A 17,924-nucleotide genomic window follows, 5' to 3' on the forward strand; every position below is an offset into this window, starting at 1 on the left:
GACCATGACCAAGGACGAGCTCGAAGACTTCATCGATGACGATGACACCACGATCGAATGCATCCAGGTAGCGCCGATGGGCGGCGGCAAGGTCGCGATCCTCTATCTGCTGAGCAACTCCGACTATGATCCGACGGTGTCCGTGATCTTCGTCGTCGACGACTTCAACCCGAAGACTGCGAAAGGCGTGCTCGTCACGTCGGAGTGGTTGACCTCGCTTTCGGCGTCGCCGTCCGGCGAGTTGTTCGCGCTGGAGGCAACCGTCTGGGTATGGCGCTATGCCGGCAGCGAATGGACACGCGACCGGGTCGGCGACGTAAGCTTCCGCCAGGTCTGGGCAGCTGGCCCGAGCGGCCCGATGATGGCCGGGTCCGAGGGCGTCGCTGTCCGGCTGGTCGGAACCGACTGGCAGCGCATCACGCCGATCAACGACGTCGAGTACATGGACCTGCACGGCGACGCCAGCAATGGCATCTGGGTGTGCGGCGATTCCGGCAGCGTGCACAAGCTGGCCGGCTCGACCTGGCAGGCGCTCGAGCTGCACAGGCAGGACCACTTCTACGGCATCGACGTCGCCGGAGACGGCACCATTAGAGTGGCCGGCGGGGATGGTGTGTGCCTGCGCATCGCCAACGAAGAAGTTATTGAAATCGAGCCCGCCGACAGCACCACCCATCTCGCTGTGCGGACTTTCAAGGGCAAGGCATATTGGGGCGACGAAGGTGGCCTCGGAGTCGAGGAAGGTGACAAGATCGCGCTCCTCGATGTCGACATCGGCACGGCCTCCGATCTCCGGACGGACGGGGAATTCCTCTATGTCGCAGGCGTCGACGCTTGGCGCTTCGACGGCAAGACGTGGAAGTCGCTTGCACTCGAATACCGCAACGGCTTCAGGCTGGTCTGATCGTTCTCCGGACCTTCACACGCCGTTGGCCGCGAGAAAGGCCCTTACCTTTTCGACGTCCAGTTCCCTGATCGTCTTTGGCGCGCCGGTCTGCAGCATCCTGAGCACGAACAGCTCCCCGGCCTCCGGGTACGCCGCATGTATCTCCTCGGCGATCTTCCGTCCGGCCTCGCCGGCGACGCGCAAGCCGTCGATATGTGCGTCGAGCCGTTCGACCAGCCGGGCCAGCCGCTCTTCGTCCATGTCGGGGTTCTCATCCGGATGCAACAGGTGGCGGTCGTAGACGGTCCACAGGAACGCCGCCATTTCCGCATGCTGCCGGATGATTTCGCGCAGGACGATCTTTGGCATCAGTTTAGATTGATGGAGCCGCCACGGATGCGATTGGCAGCGCTGGCGTGGCTGGTCACATAGGTGCCACGGATGGTGATATGGCCATCCTTGTCCATGATGATCGTGGCCTTGCCACAGCGCAACTCGATGCGCTCCTCGCCGATGATCTGGACACGCTTGCCGTCCCTGAAGACCTGAGGCGCCTTGGCCTTGCGGATCGGGTCAACGATGCGCCCGACGATCAGCGGCCGGCCGACGTCGCCGTTTTCGAAGAGCAACGCCACCTCTGCGCCTATCATGTCGGAGCTCAATTCGGTCAGGCTGCGCGCCCGGATTGCGGTCTCCTGGGCATTGCCTGGGAAGACGACAAGCGGCGCCTCTCCGTCGAAACCCAGGAGCATGCCGATTACCACACCTTCCACACGCTTCAACGTCCTGGTCATCTCACCCCCTCAGTTCTGCTTGATTTCCGAGCCTTTCATGGTGATGTCGCTCGACGCCTTGACATTGATCTTGCCCGATCCCTTGATGCTGATGTCCTTGCCTTCGATGGTGATCGTTCCATCCTTCTTCATGGTGAGGGTCGAGGCGCCGCACTTCAGCGCGATTGCATCGCCGGCCTCGATCAGGAACGTCTTGCCGACGTTCATCTTTCCGTCCTCGCCGATCTGGACCATGCTGGCCTTGGCGATCCTGAGTTCGAAAGCACCGCCGATCTTGGTGCCATCGTCCTTGGCGATTTCGGTGCGCCGACCCGCTCCGATCTGGCTCTTGTGATCCTTGGCGACGTTGAACGTCTGCCCGCCGCCAACCGTCACATCCTGGTTCGATGCGATGTTCCAGCTGTCGCTTGCCCCGATCTGATGGGTCTGGGCAGCTCCCACGGTGACCGCGCGCGTGGAGCCGATCGTGTTCGTCTGCGCCGCGCCCACCGACCGTGTCTCCGTCGCGCCGACCGTATCGACACGCGCAGCCCCCACTGTGATCGCCTGGGCGATAGCCACCGTCTGCGCATGATTGGCGCCGATTGTCTCTGTCGAATTGGAGCCGATGCTGATTGTTTCGTTCGAGCCTACAGTCAGTGAACGATTGGAACCCACCGTCTCGGTATCGTTCGAACCAATATTCGTCGTCTGGTCGACGCCAACTTTAACCGTCTTGTTGTTGCCGACGTCCTCGTCGAGGTTGTGGCCGACCGAATGCTTGGCGTCATGGTCGATGCGGTCGGACTGATCGTGTTGCACGAGCTTGGTGCGGTCGTGCTTGATCAAAAGGTTGTGGTCCTTCTGGGCCTGGAAGTTGACCAGTTCCGAACCGGCCTTGTCCTCGAACATCAGCTCGTTGTAGCCGCCACCGCCCTTCGAGGAGTTCGATTTCCAGCCGGACTGCGTGGCGCTTCCCGGCAGGCCATAGGGCGGCATCTGCGAGGCGTTGTAGACGCGGCCGGTGATGATCGGCAGGTCGGGATCGCCCTCGATGAAGTCGACGATCACCTCCTGGCCGATGCGCGGGATCTGGATGAAACCCCAGTTGCTGCCGGCCCAGGTCTGCGACACGCGCACGAAACACGAGCTGTTCTGGTCCTTCTTGCCCTCGCGGTCCCAGTGGAACTGCACCTTCACCCGGGCATATTTGTCGGTGAATATCTCTTCGCCCGAGGGGCCGACCACGGTCGCCGTCTGCGGCCCGCGCATGATCGGCCGCGGCGTGATGCGCGGGGGCCGATATGGCAGGCTGGTCGGGGCTACGCCCAGAACCACGGTAAAACTCTCGCCGCCGGTCTCGACGCCGGTGTGATAGCCCGGGTCGAACACCCGGTACTCGGCGCTCACCACCAGATACTCTTCATTCTGGTCGTCCCGCGGAAACCCCTCCAGCTTGAACGTGCAGCCTGAAAACAGGCCGCGCACGGTTCCCGCCGCAGCGATGCGCTGGTGCACGGCCTGCAGCTCCTCGCGCCGGACGAGCGCAACGGCGTCACCGCGGCCGACGTCGAGATGGGCGCCGGGCTGGCGATAATTCTCGCCCGAGGCTTGCTTGTGGCCGAAGGCCTGGTCGGACTTGGCCATCAGGTCAGCGCCCGGCTTCTGGAAATCGTAGTCGGTGTGGGCATAAGCACCCGGGCGAACGGAACTGCCCGGCACCCATTCGGTGATGTACTCGACGTCGCGGCGCGCCCCACGGCCTTCGAAGTGGTAAGATACCTTTTCGTAGCCAGGCGCCGGCCTCAGCTTGTTCATCGCATCGGCGAGGATCAGCTTGTGCTCGCCATCGCCATGCTCGAAAAAGTACATCACCCCTTCATGCTCGAGCAGGCGCTGAACGAAATCGAGGTCGCTCTCGTCATACTGCACGCAATATTCGCGCGACGGATAGGAGCCCTGCAGCCGCTTCTCGAATTTCGCCACCCCATATTTCGAGAAGATCTTCTCGACGATCTCGATGGCCGTCATGTTCTGGAAGATGCGGCAATCGGTGGTGTTGCCGAGGAACCAGAGCCATGGCCGGACGGTGGCTTCATAATAGGCCAGCCGATCCTCGATGCGGGTGAGCCGGAAGTCCGAAACCAAGCCGCTGAACCAGCGTTCCGGCTTGGACTCGCCCTCAACCGACACGGAACCACCTAGCATCTTGAGCGGATCGATGTCGGGATCGCTGCTGGCGAAGCCAACCGTATAGGCAAAGCAGCGGCTGATCTCGTCGCGCCCCGCGAGATGGGTAAAGGTCAGCGCATCGCCACCGAGCGGTGTCCGAACGACTGTCGCACGATCGTTAGCCATGGCGTCGTGCCTCTCCAGGGGATCGCCGGACTTTCGCGGGGAGAGCTTAGCATAAGTCCTTTGGCCCTCCCAAGTGCTGCTTCTCAATGCTGGTAAACATGTGCACCAGAAATGGCTCTGTGCTCCGATACCGGCAAGCTGCTAGAATAAATGCGTGAATCTGACCGAGGCTTCTTGCGAGCTGGGACCTGGCGGGCAATTCCTGATGCTCATCAACCTGACCATCGAGAATGTCGACAGGCTGCCGGATGGCGGGCCGATCACCTTCAGTTCGAATGCCCGCAGCTTCGCCATCGGCCGCGACAGGCGCGACTGGAACCTGCCGGACCCCGACCTGTTCATCTCCGGCCTGCATTGCGAGGTGCGCTTCGACCATGGCGCCTTCTGGCTGCACGACGTCTCGCGCAACGGCACCTTCCTCAACGGCTCCGACCAGCGCATGAGCTCGCCCTATCGCCTTGCCGACGGCGACAGGCTCTGCATCGGGCGTTACATCGTGGCCGTGTCACTGGAGGACGCGGCACCTGCACCTCGCGCGCCCGACGCATGGGGCTTCGAACAGGCGCCGCCTCAGCGGTCCGACCCATTCTTTGGTGCAACGGCAGAGCAGATCGCGCCTAGGGCGCGACCGCAAGAGAGCCGAAACGCGGACCAGGCCCAAGCCATGCGGCCTACCCCGCCGCCTGCCGCAAGGCAGGTCGACACGGCGGAGCTGTTGCGCCTCATTGCCGCCGGCGCAGGGGTTTCGCCCGATGTCTTCCAGCAGCGCGATCCGCGCGACGTGGCGGCCGAGATCGGCTCGATCCTCCGACTGGTGGTGGACGAACTGTCCCAGATGCTGAAGGCGCGGGCCGCTGCCAAGGCTTTGGCCAAGAGCAGCCAGCGGACGATGATCGGCGGCGTGGACAACAACCCGCTGAAGTTCGTCCCGCATGCCGAAGAGATCCTCGACATCATGTTCACCAGGAAGCGTGCCGGGTATCTCGACGCGCGCCAGAGCGTCGAGGGGGCATTCCGCGACCTCAAGGCGCATGAGATCGCCACCTACGCCGCTATGCAGGCCGCCCTGTCGCGCCTTCTGGCCGAGTTGTCACCCGACGCCATCGAGGCGAAATCCCAGGGCGGCGCCTTCGTCTCCAAGAAGGGGCGAGCCTGGGATACGTTCGTGGCCACGTGGGACGCCCGCGAGGCGGCGCATGAAAACGGCATGCTCGACGTCTTCCTTGCCTATTTCAGCGAAGCCTACTCCAAGTCTTCGAACCAGAAATAGCAGGGCATTCGGCTTCCATTAGCCCTCCCACGCTCGCCCGGTTCCCTTGGACAAGGGCTTGCACTACCATGCTGGCTTCAGTGGCCGGGCGCGGAAAAAGCTGCCGCGCAGGACGTGTCAGCGACGGCGCGGCTGTGTTGCCGACGCGAGGGCGGGTGAGCGGCAATGGCTTCGAAGGACAATCCTTCCGGCTCTGGCGGCAGAACGATCGTCCGCGGCTCGCCGAGCCGTTCCGGCAGGCTTGAACCCGTGCCACCTGCCGACCCGACCATGGTCTACTCGGCCCCGGCGAATACCGGCACCATCATCTCGCAAACCAGGCCGCCGGCTGGCCGGCCATCGCCGAACAGTCCCAACGGTTCCACAGCTTCGAGCACCAGGCCAGACCTGCTGGAGAGCCTGCTCGACCTCGACTATCCGGTGTCCAACGGCGTGATGACAGCTGCCGCGCCGCTGCTGATGCTGCTCGGCCATCTGCGCTTGAAAGCTACCAAGCCAGACGCCGGCGAAGTCGGACGGCAATTGTCAGCCGCCTTAGATGAGTTTGATTGGAAGGCTGCCGAACTGGGTCTCGACGAAGACGATATCGGCATCGCCCGCTACGCGCTGTGCGAGACCGCCGACGACATCGCCAGGAACCTGCCTGGCATTGGCGCGGCCACGTGGGCGCCGCACAGTCTTCTGTGGCAGCACTATCAGGTCGAGACCCCAAGCAACGGCTTCTTCGACGCGCTGAACACCGTGCTGGCCGATCCGCAGGACCGCTGCGACCTGCTCGAACTGATGCACGCCTGCCTTTCGCTCGGATTTGAAGGGCCATATCGCGGCACGACGCGCGGCCAGAACCTCGAGCCGGTCCGCCGCGATGTCTATGACGCGATCCGCTATTTTCGCCCGATACAGGAAGGTTTGTCGCCGCGCTGGCAGCCGATGTCTATCGGACCGGCGCGCCCGCCGCGACGGATGCCCGCCTGGGCGTTCGCCGCAGCAGGCGTTGCATTGGTCGCCGGCGCCTTCTTCTGGATGCGGGCTAGCGTCACCGACGAAGGCGAGGCAGCGGCACAGCAGCTGCTGGCGCTCGTCCCGTCAACCCCTGTCGTCATCGAGCGGGCCGGCCTCGCGCCACCGGTCGTGGAAGAACAGCCCGCCCCGCAGCCCCAGACATCGCAGATCGAACGCATCCGATCCGCGCTCGCCGAGGACATCGCCAGCGGCGCGCTCAGCGTCGACACCAGAGGCGACTTCGTCGTCATCGATATCGACAACAGCCTGCTGTTCGACCCCGGCGCCGTGGAGGCCAAGCCTGATTTCGCCGCTGTTGCCAGCCGCATGGGTGCAGCCCTTGATAGCGAGCGTGGCCCGATCAGCATCGTTGGCCACACCGACAACATCAGGCCGCGTCCGTCAGGCCCTTTCAAGTCGAACCACGATCTGTCCTTGGCGCGGGCAGAGGCCGTCAAGAAACTGGTCGCCCCGACCCTGCAGGACCCTTCCCGCATCAGCGTCGACGGCAAGGGACAAGATGAACCGATTGCCGACAATTCGACACCGGAAGGCAGGGCGCGGAACCGACGGATCGAGGTGATGGTGCCCAGGGAGGAGACCCTGTGAGCCGGCGCGCCAGCCGACAGCGCACCTCCGCGCCGTCGACTGGCATCCTGCCGTTCGTCGCCAGTGTGGTCGCCTTCGTCGGGCTGGCCGCGGCCATCTGGTATGCCGGACCGTTGCTCGGGCTTGGAGATCAGCGCCCGCTGTCCTCCGTCAGCGTGCGCGCCGCGCTCATTGCAGCGGTCGCCATCGCGCTCGGCAGCTACTATCTGCATCAGGTGCTGCTTGCCCGCCGGGCCGAGAAGACCATGGAAGCCGCACTGGCCACCGGCACCCGGGGCGCCGACGCGGCGCTTTTGGAAAAGGGCATGCAGGATGCCCTCGCAGCGCTCAGGCGATCGGGTGGCCGGCGCAACTTCCTCTACGAGGTACCGTGGTACCTGATCATCGGGCCGCCTGGCGCTGGCAAGACAACTGCGCTGGCGAACTCCGGCCTGCCCTTCCCGCTCGCCGTTTCCGGCACGGCTCAATCGGTTCCCGGCGTTGGCGGAACGCGCAACTGCGACTGGTGGTTCACCGACGGCGCCGTCCTGCTCGACACCGCCGGCCGCTTCACCACGCAGGACTCCGATGCCGACCGCGACCGCAAGGGCTGGCTGGATTTCCTCGCGCTGCTGAAGAAGCACCGTGGTATCCAGCCGATCAATGGCGCGATCGTCGCCGTCAGCGTGGCCGACCTGCTGACCTTGGGTCAAAACGGACTTGACGCTCAGGCAAAGGAAATCCGCAATCGCCTGGGCGAGCTGCATGAGCGGCTGAAGATCGACTTCCCCGTCTATGTGCTGTTCACCAAGGCCGATCTCGTCAGCGGCTTCATGGAATTCTTCGGCGACTGCAGCGAAGCCGAACGCCAGGAGGTGTGGGGCACGACCTTCCAGCCGGCGGACAGGACGCGCAATCCGGCAGGCGATGCAACAGCCGAGCTCGAACAGTTGATCCGGCGCCTTTCGGAAAGCCTGCCCGACAGGCTGCAAGAAGAAACGGATCCTGCAGCCCGCATCGCCGCTTTCGGTTTCCCCGCGCAGATGTCTTGCCTGAAGGCGCACTGCGCCACGTTCCTGGGCGCCGTCTTCGATGGCGATCAACCTGCCGGCTACGCGCTCCGCGGCTTCTACTTCGCCTCCGGCACCCAGGAAGGCACGCCCGTCGACCGTATTCTCGGTGCCATCGGCAAGAGCTTCGGCCGCGACACGCGCGACCAGCTATCGGGCACCGGCAAGAGCTTCTTCCTGCATGACCTGCTTGCCCGGGTGATTTTCGCCGAGGCCGGGTGGGTAACCTTCGACCGCAGTGCCGACCGCAGGCTCCGTCTGGTCAGGCAAGCCAGTATCGGCGCCGTCGTCCTTGCAACCTTGGCGGCGCTCGGCGCCCTGGGCACAAGCTTCAAGGCCAACCGAGACCTTGCGAAGGCAACGGCCGATGGAACGGAGACGATCCGCGCTTCGACGTCGCAACAACTCCAGGCAACCACGGTGACGGATACGGACCTGGAAACCGTGCTCGACGGCCTCGAAGGTATCAGGGGATTGCCGGCAGGCTACGACAACCGCGACCTACCGGTCTCGCCGAGGGAAATGCTCGGCATGGATCAACGCGCCAGGCTTGGGTCAGCCTCACAGGAGGCCTACCGCCAGGCCCTTGAGCGTCTGTACCGCCCGCGCCTGATGCTGCATCTCGAACAGCTGATCCAGGCAAAGCTGAGCGACCCGGCCAGCCTCTATGAACCGCTGAAGGTCTATCTGATGCTGGGGGGAAAGGCGCCCAAGTCCGACGACGAGATGATCGTCGCATGGATGAAGCGGGACTGGGAGCAGAACCGATACCCGGGTCCGCAGAACCGCGATGGCCGCCTCGCACTGGAAAAGCACCTGCGAGCCATGCTGGTGCTTGATGACGCCCACGACCCATCGGTCGAGATCGACCGTTCACTTGTCGAGGCCGCGCAGCGCTCGCTTGGGCGCATGACGGTCGCCGACCGAGCCGCGGCACTCATCGCCTCGGCGATGTCATCAGAGCAACCGCAGGATTTTGCGTTCGTCGCTGCCGGCGGCCCGGAAACGAAACTCGTCTTCGACACCGTCGACGGCAGCGACCTCGGAACCCTCCGCATACCGGGCATCTACACCAACAGCGGCTTCAACGACGTCTTCCTTACCCAACTGGCCGGAATTGCCAGCAGGCTTGCGGATGACCGATGGGTAATCGGCACGAGTGCCGAGCAGGGGGAGGTCGAGCAGCAACTGCCACGGCTTGGACCGGACCTGCTGGACCGCTACGACCGGGATTTCGCTGCCGCCTGGAACAGCGCACTCGAGCGGTTGAAGTTCCAGCCGATGGCTGCGGACAAACAGCAGTTCGTGGCACTTTCGGCAGCTGGCGCCCCCAACTCTCCCATCGCCAAGCTGTTCGAGGCGATCGCGCGCGAAACCGCACTTGCTCGGGCCAACGATGCCGCCGCCAGCGATCCGGCGCGATCCGACGGCCTAGCTCGGATCGGGATCGAACTGCAGGGCCGCAAGTCCAGTACCCGCGCCGGGTCGGCGCCGGCAGGCGGAGCGGCTGTCGTGCCTGGAGCCAGCGTGGCGGCACAGTTCCGCGCCTTCCAATTGCTGGTCGACGGTCGTCGAGGCCAGCGCCCTGTCGACGCGCTAGTCCAAAATTTCCGCGCCATCCACCAGAGCCTCACCATCGCCGCTGCCGCGCCAACCCGGACGGATCAGACCAGCGCCAACCTGCAGCTCCAGATCTCCAACCTGCGCGCCAACGCCTCGCGCGTACCGAAGTCCCTGCAGCGTATGATCCTTGCCGCGGCAGACGATTTCGAAGGCAATGCCGCCCGGGCCTCGCTCGAACAGATACGCCAGTCGCTCGCGGAGCTGGTCGCCGGCCCCTGCGAAGAAGCGCTCGCCAACCGCTATCCGTTCTCAGCAAGCAGCAGCGACGACCTGCCAATCGCCGACTTCACCCGCCTGTTCGGACCGGGCGGTCTGCTGGATCGCTACTTCGCCCAGAACCTTTCGCCATACGTCGACGTCTCCGGCCAGGACTGGACATGGAAGCAGGGCAACAGCCTTGATCGGGAACTCTCCGCAAGCGCCCTTAGGCCGTTCCAGTTGGCTGCCACGATCCGCGATGCCTTCTTCCCGCTCGGCGGCACGGCTCCGGCGCTCAACATCACTGTCACACCGTTTTCGCAGCACAATGACATCGACATGGCGCTTCTCAACGTCAACGGTCAGCTGGTGCAGAGCTACCAGACGGGCAATAGCCCTGTCGTCATCGTCTGGCCCGGCGCAGCGGCCACCGGCCAGGCGAGCATCAGCCTGACGCCGGAGTTGGCCGGGCGAGACTCCACTATGACCTTTGCTGGGCCATGGGCGTTGAAGCGGCTGCTGGACACTGCCACACCATCAGCCAAAGACGACAAGGTCGAGCTTCGCTTTGTCATCGGTGGACGCGACGTCACCTACACACTGCAAGCCAACTCTCCCGGGAATCCTTTCTCATTGCCGGCGCTTTCGTCCTTCGTCTGCCCCAAGACCCTTTGAGCGGAGGCCGTTCATGGGTCAGCTTGATTTCGGTGTTCTAACGTCCGCCCCTGTGGCAGACTGAAAAAGTAACAGGCAGCTACCGCAGAGGGGCGCCAGGCTGGCGCCAGGGGCAATTGGCTGATGTCGCGCTTGCCTTCGACAGTTACGGCGTAACCCACAGGGGTTGCGTGCGCCAGACCAATGAAGACAGCTTGCTGCTCGAACCCCGGAGCGGGGTCTGGGTGGTAGCTGACGGCATGGGCGGCCATGATGACGGCGAGTTTGCCTCGGCGAGCATCGTCGAACACCTTGCCACCATCGGCGTCGCAGCCTCGCCACCCGACCTGCGCGCCCGCTTCGAAGACCGGCTCGAACGCGCCCACGACCAAATCCGCCTGATATCGGCCGAGCGCGGCGTCACCATCGGCTCGACGCTGGCGGCACTGCTTGCGATGGATGGCAAGTTCGCCTGCCTCTGGCTCGGCGATAGCCGCATCTACCTCGTTCGCGACAACGCCATCTCACAGCTGTCGCACGACCACACCGAAGTGCAGGAACTGGTCGACAGGGGCGCGATAACAGCCGAGGAGGCCCGCACCTGGCCGCGCCGCAACGTCGTCACCCGGGCCATTGGCGTCAACGACGAGATCGCTCTCGACTTCTACCAGGGCGACATCAAGCCGGGAGATGTCTTCGTGCTGGCGACGGACGGTCTCACGGCCCACGTCCTGGAGAAGGAGATCGAGGCCGCGGCTGCGGCCGCTTCTCCGCAGGCTGTCTGCAACGAACTTCTGGAGAAGGTTCTCGATCGCGGCGGCACTGATAACGTGACCATTGTCGTGGTGCGCATACTGGGGGCGACGGATGGTGCTGCTCCGATGTCCTTCGCAGAAGGCCGCTAGCCGCTCGAGTCCTGTTCCGGTGCACTGCCGCCGGGCACTCCAGCTTGCCTGCTCTGCGGCAGCCGCAGCCATCCTGGCCATGCTGACACCAGCCCCGGCGCACGCGGAGTTCACGGTCTGCAACCAGACACTGGACGTGGTCAATCTCGCGGTCGGGCAGCAGAACGAGGGTTCTTTCCAGACCGAGGGCTGGTGGACGGTCGGCGCCAACCAGTGCGTCAACGTCATCCGCGAGGAACTCGCCAACCGCTACATTTACATCTACGCCACCGACGTCTTCGGCAACGCCGTCCTCGACGGGTCCACCGACATGTGCGTCGAGCGCCGTCGCTTCGTCATCCGCGACACCGACGACTGCTGGGTGCGCGGCCAGGTGGTGGCGCGGTTCCATGAGGTCGACACGCTCCAGCAGGCGCGCTGGACGTTCTTCCTCACTGCCCGCGCGCCATGACGCACGGCATCGACACCAGTTTCCGCAGGCGAAAGCTTGAGCGGGAGGCTCAGCGCAGGCGATCGCGGCTCCGCAAGATGGTTGCGGCAGCCGGGCTGGTTTGCCTTCTGGTCCTCTCGGCCGGGGCCTATATCGGCTACGGCTACTGGTTTGCGCCCGACTATGAAGGCGACCTGCAGCCTACCGAAGAAGCCGACGTCCTTCCCCCCGATGCCGGCGTCTACGTTCCCGCCATCCTCGACCTCGCCGGCGATCCGATGTGGATCAACCTGTCGCACGAGGCCAGCGCCGAGACGAAGCGCCAGTCGGTGGCTAGGCCGCCAGAACTCGGTACCGACGGGGTATCTCCAAGGCTCGCCTTCCTTTCCGACACGATGCTGTCGACCAGCGAGCGCTTCATGACGACGATCCCTTCGTCACAGGAAGATTTCGCTTTCTTTCAGGCTCAGCGCGGCACAGCCGCACCCGCCGCGGGGCCCGATGCCCAGCCCCCGGCTACCCAATCTGTTGGCGACACCGACAGCGGCGAGGCCACCCTGTCCGACGATGTCGGCGCCGGCTGGGGCGAGACCATCGACGAAGGCGAGGCTCCCCTGCCCGCCTTCCAGAAAACGGTGATCGAAGACAACACGAGCATCGCAACCGTAACGCCCCAGGGCGACAGGTTCGAACCGACGCAGGACATCTTCGTCAAGGTGCTGACCGCGAGAAGCCTCGAGAGCGTGGCACTTGAGGCGCATTTCGCAGCCGACGAGGCCAGGCTCGCCGCCGATGCGCTCAAGACCCAGTTCGCCCTGGCCGACCTCCAACCCGGATACGTCGTCGCCATGCGCGGTTTCAGGCCCCGCCGCGAGGCATCGAGCTTCGCCCTCATGCAGGTCTCGGTCTATGCCATGAGCAGATATGTCGGCACCGTCGCGCGCAGTTCCAACGGGCTTTTCGTGTCGGGCGTCGACCCCTGGGTCCGCGACGATCTCTTCAACTATTCGGGCCGCCCGGAGACCGGAACACAAAAGCGGCAGTACCGGCTGCTCGACGCGATCTATTCCACCGCAGCCCGCAACGACGTGCCGACAAGCGTACTCGGCGAAGCGATCATGTATCTGTCGCGCGGCCACGACCTGAATGCCTTCACCACCGAGAGCCAGCGGCTGGTGTTGCTCTATTCGGAAACGCCGCGCGGCAAGGATGGCCTCGCCGGGCGGGTGCTCTATGTCGGCGTGCTCGGCGGCGGCACCAACCTCGAGTGCTTCGTGTTCCGCGAAGGCGAGCGGGACTTCGCCTGCGTCACCGCCGACGACCAAATCCGCTCGCCGGCGACCGCCAACGGCATGGTGACACCGGTCAACGGGGTCATGACATCGACATTCGGTCCGCGCATGCATCCCATCCTCAAGACGGTCCGCATCCACAAGGGCGTCGACTGGGCGGCCCCTGTGGGCACGCCGATCGTCGCCGCTTTCGACGGCCAGATCGCGTTCGAAGGCGACGGCAAGGGCTACGGCAACCTCATCCGCATTACGCATGCCAACGGGCGCGAGACGCGTTATGCCCACATGCAGCGCTTTGCCGCCAACATCAGTGTCGGGTCCGCTGTAAAGGCCGGCGACCTGATCGGCTACATCGGCACAACCGGCCTCTCGACCGGCCCGCATCTGCACTTCGAACTCTACCAGGACGGCCAGGCTGTCGACCCGCTGGGTACCGTCACGGTCGTCACAACCTCGTCGGACGATTCCGCCATCGAGCTCCTGACCAACCGCATCGTCCATGTCGAAAGCGGCGGAAGTGCAACCGCCAAGAACCCGCTGTCATCGGCAACCGGTCTCGGCCAATTCATCTCCAAGACGTGGCTGCGCATGATCAGCACTTACCGTCCCGACCTGGCGCGGTCGCTGTCGACGGAGGAGATCCTTGCTCTCCGCTATGACCCCACCATCTCGAGGGAAATGGTGCGCAACCTTGCACGCGAAGGCGAAGCCTATCTCAAGGTGCGAGGCCACCAGATTACGGCAGGACGGCTATATCTCTGCCACTTCCTCGGCATGGAAGGTGCCAACCAGGTGCTTTCAGCCTCCGGTGACGCGATGCTCGTCGACATTTTGGGGGTGAGCGTCATCAAGGCCAACCCTTTCCTCACGGGCAAGGACGCCAGCTATGTCGTGTCATGGGCGGAACGCAAGATGACCGGCAAGGCCCCCGCCGTCTCCGCGCAGCCGACCGCTCCGGCCATCCCCGTTCGCCAGGCGTCGCCGGAGTTCGAACGCTACAAGGCGGCCATAGCGAAGCTGCTCGAGACGCAAGCGGCGAGTTTGTAATCGGCAATATCAGGGGTAGGCACGCAGCACCATGCCTAGCGGATATCCCGTTGGCGGCTGGCTCTTCACCTCCAGCCTTCGTGCGGTGTCTTCCCGTTGGCGGCGTCGGCCATCAGGCGGCCTTGCCGTCCGGTGTGCCGGCGAAGGAACGCACCGTCATGATCGCACCATCGAGCGCAATGCCTTCGGCATCTTTCAATGCTGCCTCGCGCAACCTTGCGATCCAGACCGCTGCATCGTCGCGTCCGCGCAGCATCGAAAGGCAGCCCAGCACGCGGTCGAATTTCGACAGCCCACGGACATGGGTGTCCGAATAGCCCTTGATCAGGCGCCGGCATTTCAGCACTTCGACGCCGACGTCGTAGTCTGCGCTGGCTTCCTTCATCGCCAATTCCAGCCACTCTTCCAGATGCGCGGTCTCGACCTTGTGGCGGAGCAGAGCGCGCCGCCAGCGCCGCATTCCCCCGACCAGCCAGAGCGTGCCGAAACCGAGCATGCCGTCGGTCCTGATCCTGCGGCCGCGGTCGACGAAGCGGTTGAGGCTCTTCATGAGACCAGAACGGGCTTCAATCGCTGCACCGAGCCGAGCGGGCAGCATGCCGCAGATCTCCTCCATGCGCGGATGGAAATATTCCGTCGTCATCAGGGTCTGGTCGTCGCCAAGATGCACCTCGCGGCGAACTCTTTCGGCCCGCGACGATCGCGTCTTGAGATCGGCGACGCGGATGATGTCATCATAGACCATGGCGTTGGCTATGTATTTCGCCGCCTCGTGCGTCAGAGCATGGCCATGCTCAGCGGAATCGAGCGCCGCTACCGTATCGAGCCTGTCGAGATACTCCGCTCCATAGGCCGTATCGAGGAAATCGACGACCTTGCGAAGGCCGTGCCCCGCCATGTCGCGGACCGGCTCGGGAAGCCTTTCAATGCGGCGCTCGAGCGCCGACCATTTGTCGCGCAATCCCGCTGGTCCCGCCACCCCCGGCGTGGCCTGCGGCACCAGTTCGACCTCCGGCTGCGGGCCGGCCCGCGTCCGATCATATGCGAGCGCGAAGGCGGCAAGACTTGCCTTGGCGCCGCGCCCGCCGCTGCGGATCGTTGCCTCGAACTCCTCGCGCGGAAACGGCAACTCGCCCGAGCCGGCAAGCGCGCCGAACAGGCTTGCCGAGATCACGCTGCCGGCCTGCCTCGCCATGGTCTCCATGTCGAAATGGATAAAGCGGCGCGCCGCTTCATCGGCTCGCTTCAGCACGGTTTCGCTGTCGGCGCGGCCGTCGCCGGGCACGACTTTTTCGGACACCGCGAGCATGCGGTGGCTTGAGGCGATAAGGGTGGTCCGGTCCTGCGTGACGAAGCCGCGCAGGACCGCCCGCCCCGCTTCCGCCAGTTCGGCGGAGATGAGAATGTCGATGTCGCCGGGCGCCGGGCTCAGCGCAAGCACAGGACTGGCGCCGGGCCGGGCCGGATCCTTCCGCATCATCTCCACATAATAGATGGTGGCGCCGGTGCGCTGCGCGACGCCGGCGACCGAGGTGGACTGCACGTGCCAGCCGCTACGCTGGGCCAGATCAGTGATCCAGTTGGTCAGCACGCCGCCGCCCTGACCGCCGACAGCCAGGACGGCCAGCTTGATGATGGCGCGCGTGGTATCCACGCCCTCTGGGAGCCCGAGCCTCATGCCGATACTCCTTCGAACACCAGTCGGCCACGCTCGCGCCATGCCTGCAGCGTCCTGATGAGGCGCTGGCGCAGGCCAAACGAGAACCGGTCCCAGGAAGTTGGGTTGGATACGACGTCGGCCTGATAGAAGGACGGACACAGGACCGCCGCATCCGCGACCTCGCCGCAATTGCCGCAGCCGACGCAGTTTTCGTCGATCGTGGCCACCGGATCGTCCCGCAAGGGATCGTCGAGTTGCTTTACCGAGAGCGACGGGCAGCCGGAAAGGCGCATGCAGGCGTGATCGCCGGTGCAGACATCCTCATCGACGCCGAACTTGGTCTTGGTCACGCGCTTGCCATCGGCGATGGCCTGCTTGCGCACGGGTCCCTCGCGCCGCTGGCGATTCAGCATGCATTCGGACGAGGCGACAATCACCTTGGGACCCTTTTCCTCGGTCGTCAGCGCCTCTTTCAGGGTGTCGCGCATCATGCCGACGTCGTAGGTGCGCTCGAGGTGGCGCACCCATTTGACGCCCATCCCCTTCAGCGCGTCAGTGATCGGATGCTTGGTCGACTTCGTCCTATTGCTCGCACGTGACGACAGGATGTCCTGGCCGCCGGTCGCGGCCGAATAGTAGTTGTCGACCACGACGATGACGCCGTCGTTCTTGTTGAAGACGGCGTTGCCAACCGACGATGTCAGGCCGTTGTGCCAGAAACCACCGTCGCCGACGAAGGAGATCGAGCGGCGCTTGGCATCTGGCGAATTGAAGGCCGACGCCGACGCCGGCCCGAGCCCGTAGCCCATGGTGGTGGCGCCGAGATCGAAGGGCGGCATGATCGAGAAAAGATGGCAGCCGATGTCGGAGGCGATGTGGTGCTTGCCGAGTTCCTGCTCGGCAAGCTTGGTGGCCGCAAAGATCGGACGCTCCGGACAGCCGATGCAGAAGCCCGGCGGACGCATCGGCACGGTCTTGGCCAGGTCGTCGAATATCGGCGGAGCCGGCATGTTGGGCGCCCGCACCTCGGGAGCGAGCATATCTGCGGCATGCTTGCGCAGGAAGGCGCCAATGCCGGTCAGCATCACGTCGCCCGAATATTCGCCGGCCATCGGCAGGATGCCCTTGCCCTCGAGCCTGACGGTGGCACCGGCCTTGTAGAGCATGGCGCCAAGCGCCTGCTCGATGTAGTCTGGCTGCCCCTCCTCAATGACGAGCACGGCCTCCTTGTCGGAGCAGAACGCCACAAGATCGTCGTCGATCAGCGGATAGGTGACGTTCAGCACGTGCAGCGGAACATCCGTCTCGCCATAGGCATCGGCGAGCCCCAGACGTTGCAGCGCACGGATGACGCCGTTGTACATGCCGCCCTGCATGATGAGGCCGACCTTGCCGTCGCCACCGAAGGTCTCGTTCAGCCGGTGACGCCTGATGTAGTCGATCGCCGCGGGCAGCCGCTTGGTGATCTTCTCCTTCTCGTGCAGGAAGGACGCTGGCGGCAACACGATGCGCTGGGTGTCGCGACGCGGGTTCTCCAGCGCTTCGGCAACGGTCATCGCCGGGCGCACATTCTTCTTTGTCACGAAGGAACCGTTGACGTGGCAGCAGCGGATGCGCACCTGCAGCATGACAGGCGTATTCGAGGCCTCCGACAGCTCGAAGCCATGCTCGACCGCCGCGACGATCGACGGCAGGTTCGGCCTCGGATCGAGCAGCCAGACCTGGCTCTTCATGGCAAATGCGTGGCTGCGCTCCTGCATAATGGAAGAGCCTTCGCCATAGTCTTCGCCAACGATGATGAGCGCACCGCCGGTGACGCCGCCCGAGGCGAGGTTTGCCAGCGCGTCGGACGCGACATTGGTGCCGACGGTCGACTTGAAGGTCGCCGCACCGCGGATCGGATAATGAACCGACGCCGCAAGCATCGCGGTTGCGGTCGCCTCGGATGCGCTTGCTTCGAAGTGCACGCCGAGTTCACCGAGGATGTCCTGCGCATCGGCCAGAACGTCCATGAGATGGCTGATCGGGGCACCTTGGTAGCCGCCGACATAGCCCACGCCGCACTGCAAGAGCGCCTTGGTGATGGCCAGGATGCCTTCGCCCGTAAAGACCTCGCCCTCACCCAGCTTGAGCTTCTCGACCTCCTTCGCAAACGATCGTTCGGCCAT

12 protein-coding genes are annotated in these 17,924 nt (G+C 64.4%); 7 read left to right on the top strand and 5 right to left on the bottom strand.

Features of this window, described 5'->3' with window-relative positions; genetic code table 11:
- The first annotated feature begins 4 nt into the window (after positions 1-4).
- Positions 5-904, top strand: coding sequence for a hypothetical protein (locus NDO48_RS16510; RefSeq protein ID WP_198292850.1), 900 nt, complete (start codon positions 5-7; stop codon positions 902-904).
- Positions 905-919: 15 nt separating this feature from the next.
- Here NDO48_RS16510 and NDO48_RS16515 read toward each other — a convergent pair whose 3' ends face one another.
- Genes NDO48_RS16515 through NDO48_RS16525 form a run of 3 tightly spaced genes read right to left on the bottom strand, consistent with a single transcriptional unit; the run spans position 920 to position 4,017 of the window.
- Entirely contained in the window at positions 920-1,255 is a 336-nt protein-coding gene (locus tag NDO48_RS16515) for a hypothetical protein (protein WP_018427278.1), read from the bottom strand.
- Positions 1,255-1,680 carry a DUF6484 domain-containing protein gene (locus NDO48_RS16520; protein WP_018427277.1) on the bottom strand — a complete coding sequence of 142 codons (426 nt, stop codon included), beginning with the start codon at positions 1,678-1,680 and terminating at the stop codon, positions 1,255-1,257. The genes NDO48_RS16515 and NDO48_RS16520 overlap by 1 nt, the downstream gene beginning before the upstream one ends.
- A gap of 9 nt (positions 1,681-1,689) precedes the next feature.
- On the bottom strand, positions 1,690-4,017 hold the full coding sequence (locus NDO48_RS16525; protein ID WP_018427276.1) for a type VI secretion system Vgr family protein: 2,328 nt from the start codon (positions 4,015-4,017) through the stop codon (positions 1,690-1,692).
- 205 nt (positions 4,018-4,222) lie between these two features.
- On the opposite strand from NDO48_RS16525, the gene tagH reads away from it, so the two are divergent.
- The 6 genes from tagH to NDO48_RS16555 all read left to right on the top strand — a co-directional run bounded on the left by tagH (position 4,223) and on the right by NDO48_RS16555 (position 14,096).
- Positions 4,223-5,287 (top strand): type VI secretion system-associated FHA domain protein TagH, encoded by a 1,065-nt coding sequence (gene tagH, locus NDO48_RS16530; RefSeq protein ID WP_018427275.1) that lies wholly within the window; start codon positions 4,223-4,225, stop codon positions 5,285-5,287.
- A 165-nt stretch (positions 5,288-5,452) separates the two neighbouring features.
- Positions 5,453-6,898 carry a type IVB secretion system protein IcmH/DotU gene (gene icmH / locus NDO48_RS16535; protein WP_018427274.1) on the top strand — a complete coding sequence of 482 codons (1,446 nt, stop codon included), beginning with the start codon at positions 5,453-5,455 and terminating at the stop codon, positions 6,896-6,898.
- A complete protein-coding gene (tssM, locus tag NDO48_RS16540; protein ID WP_267321800.1) occupies positions 6,895-10,443 on the top strand; it encodes a type VI secretion system membrane subunit TssM in 3,549 nt (1,182 codons plus the stop codon). The genes icmH and tssM overlap by 4 nt, the downstream gene beginning before the upstream one ends.
- A 116-nt stretch (positions 10,444-10,559) precedes the next feature.
- Entirely contained in the window at positions 10,560-11,327 is a 768-nt protein-coding gene (locus NDO48_RS16545) for a PP2C family protein-serine/threonine phosphatase (protein WP_040456103.1), read from the top strand.
- 79 nt (positions 11,328-11,406) lie between these two features.
- Positions 11,407-11,778: a DUF1036 domain-containing protein gene (locus tag NDO48_RS16550; protein WP_267321801.1), complete on the top strand. Its 372-nt coding sequence runs from the start codon at positions 11,407-11,409 to the stop codon at positions 11,776-11,778.
- On the top strand, positions 11,775-14,096 hold the full coding sequence (locus NDO48_RS16555) for a peptidoglycan DD-metalloendopeptidase family protein (RefSeq protein WP_018427270.1): 2,322 nt from the start codon (positions 11,775-11,777) through the stop codon (positions 14,094-14,096). The genes NDO48_RS16550 and NDO48_RS16555 overlap by 4 nt, the downstream gene beginning before the upstream one ends.
- Positions 14,097-14,208: 112 nt before the next feature.
- Here the strand turns inward: NDO48_RS16555 and NDO48_RS16560 are convergent, their stop codons facing one another.
- Entirely contained in the window at positions 14,209-15,774 is a 1,566-nt protein-coding gene (locus NDO48_RS16560) for an indolepyruvate oxidoreductase subunit beta family protein (protein WP_018427269.1), read from the bottom strand.
- Positions 15,771-17,924: an indolepyruvate ferredoxin oxidoreductase subunit alpha gene (locus NDO48_RS16565; RefSeq protein ID WP_018427268.1), complete on the bottom strand. Its 2,154-nt coding sequence runs from the start codon at positions 17,922-17,924 to the stop codon at positions 15,771-15,773. Before NDO48_RS16565 ends, NDO48_RS16560 begins: the two co-directional genes overlap by 4 nt.

The sequence above is a fragment of the Aminobacter sp. MET-1 genome, from assembly GCF_026521175.1.
In the GTDB taxonomy this organism is placed as follows: Bacteria; Pseudomonadota; Alphaproteobacteria; order Rhizobiales; family Rhizobiaceae; genus Aminobacter.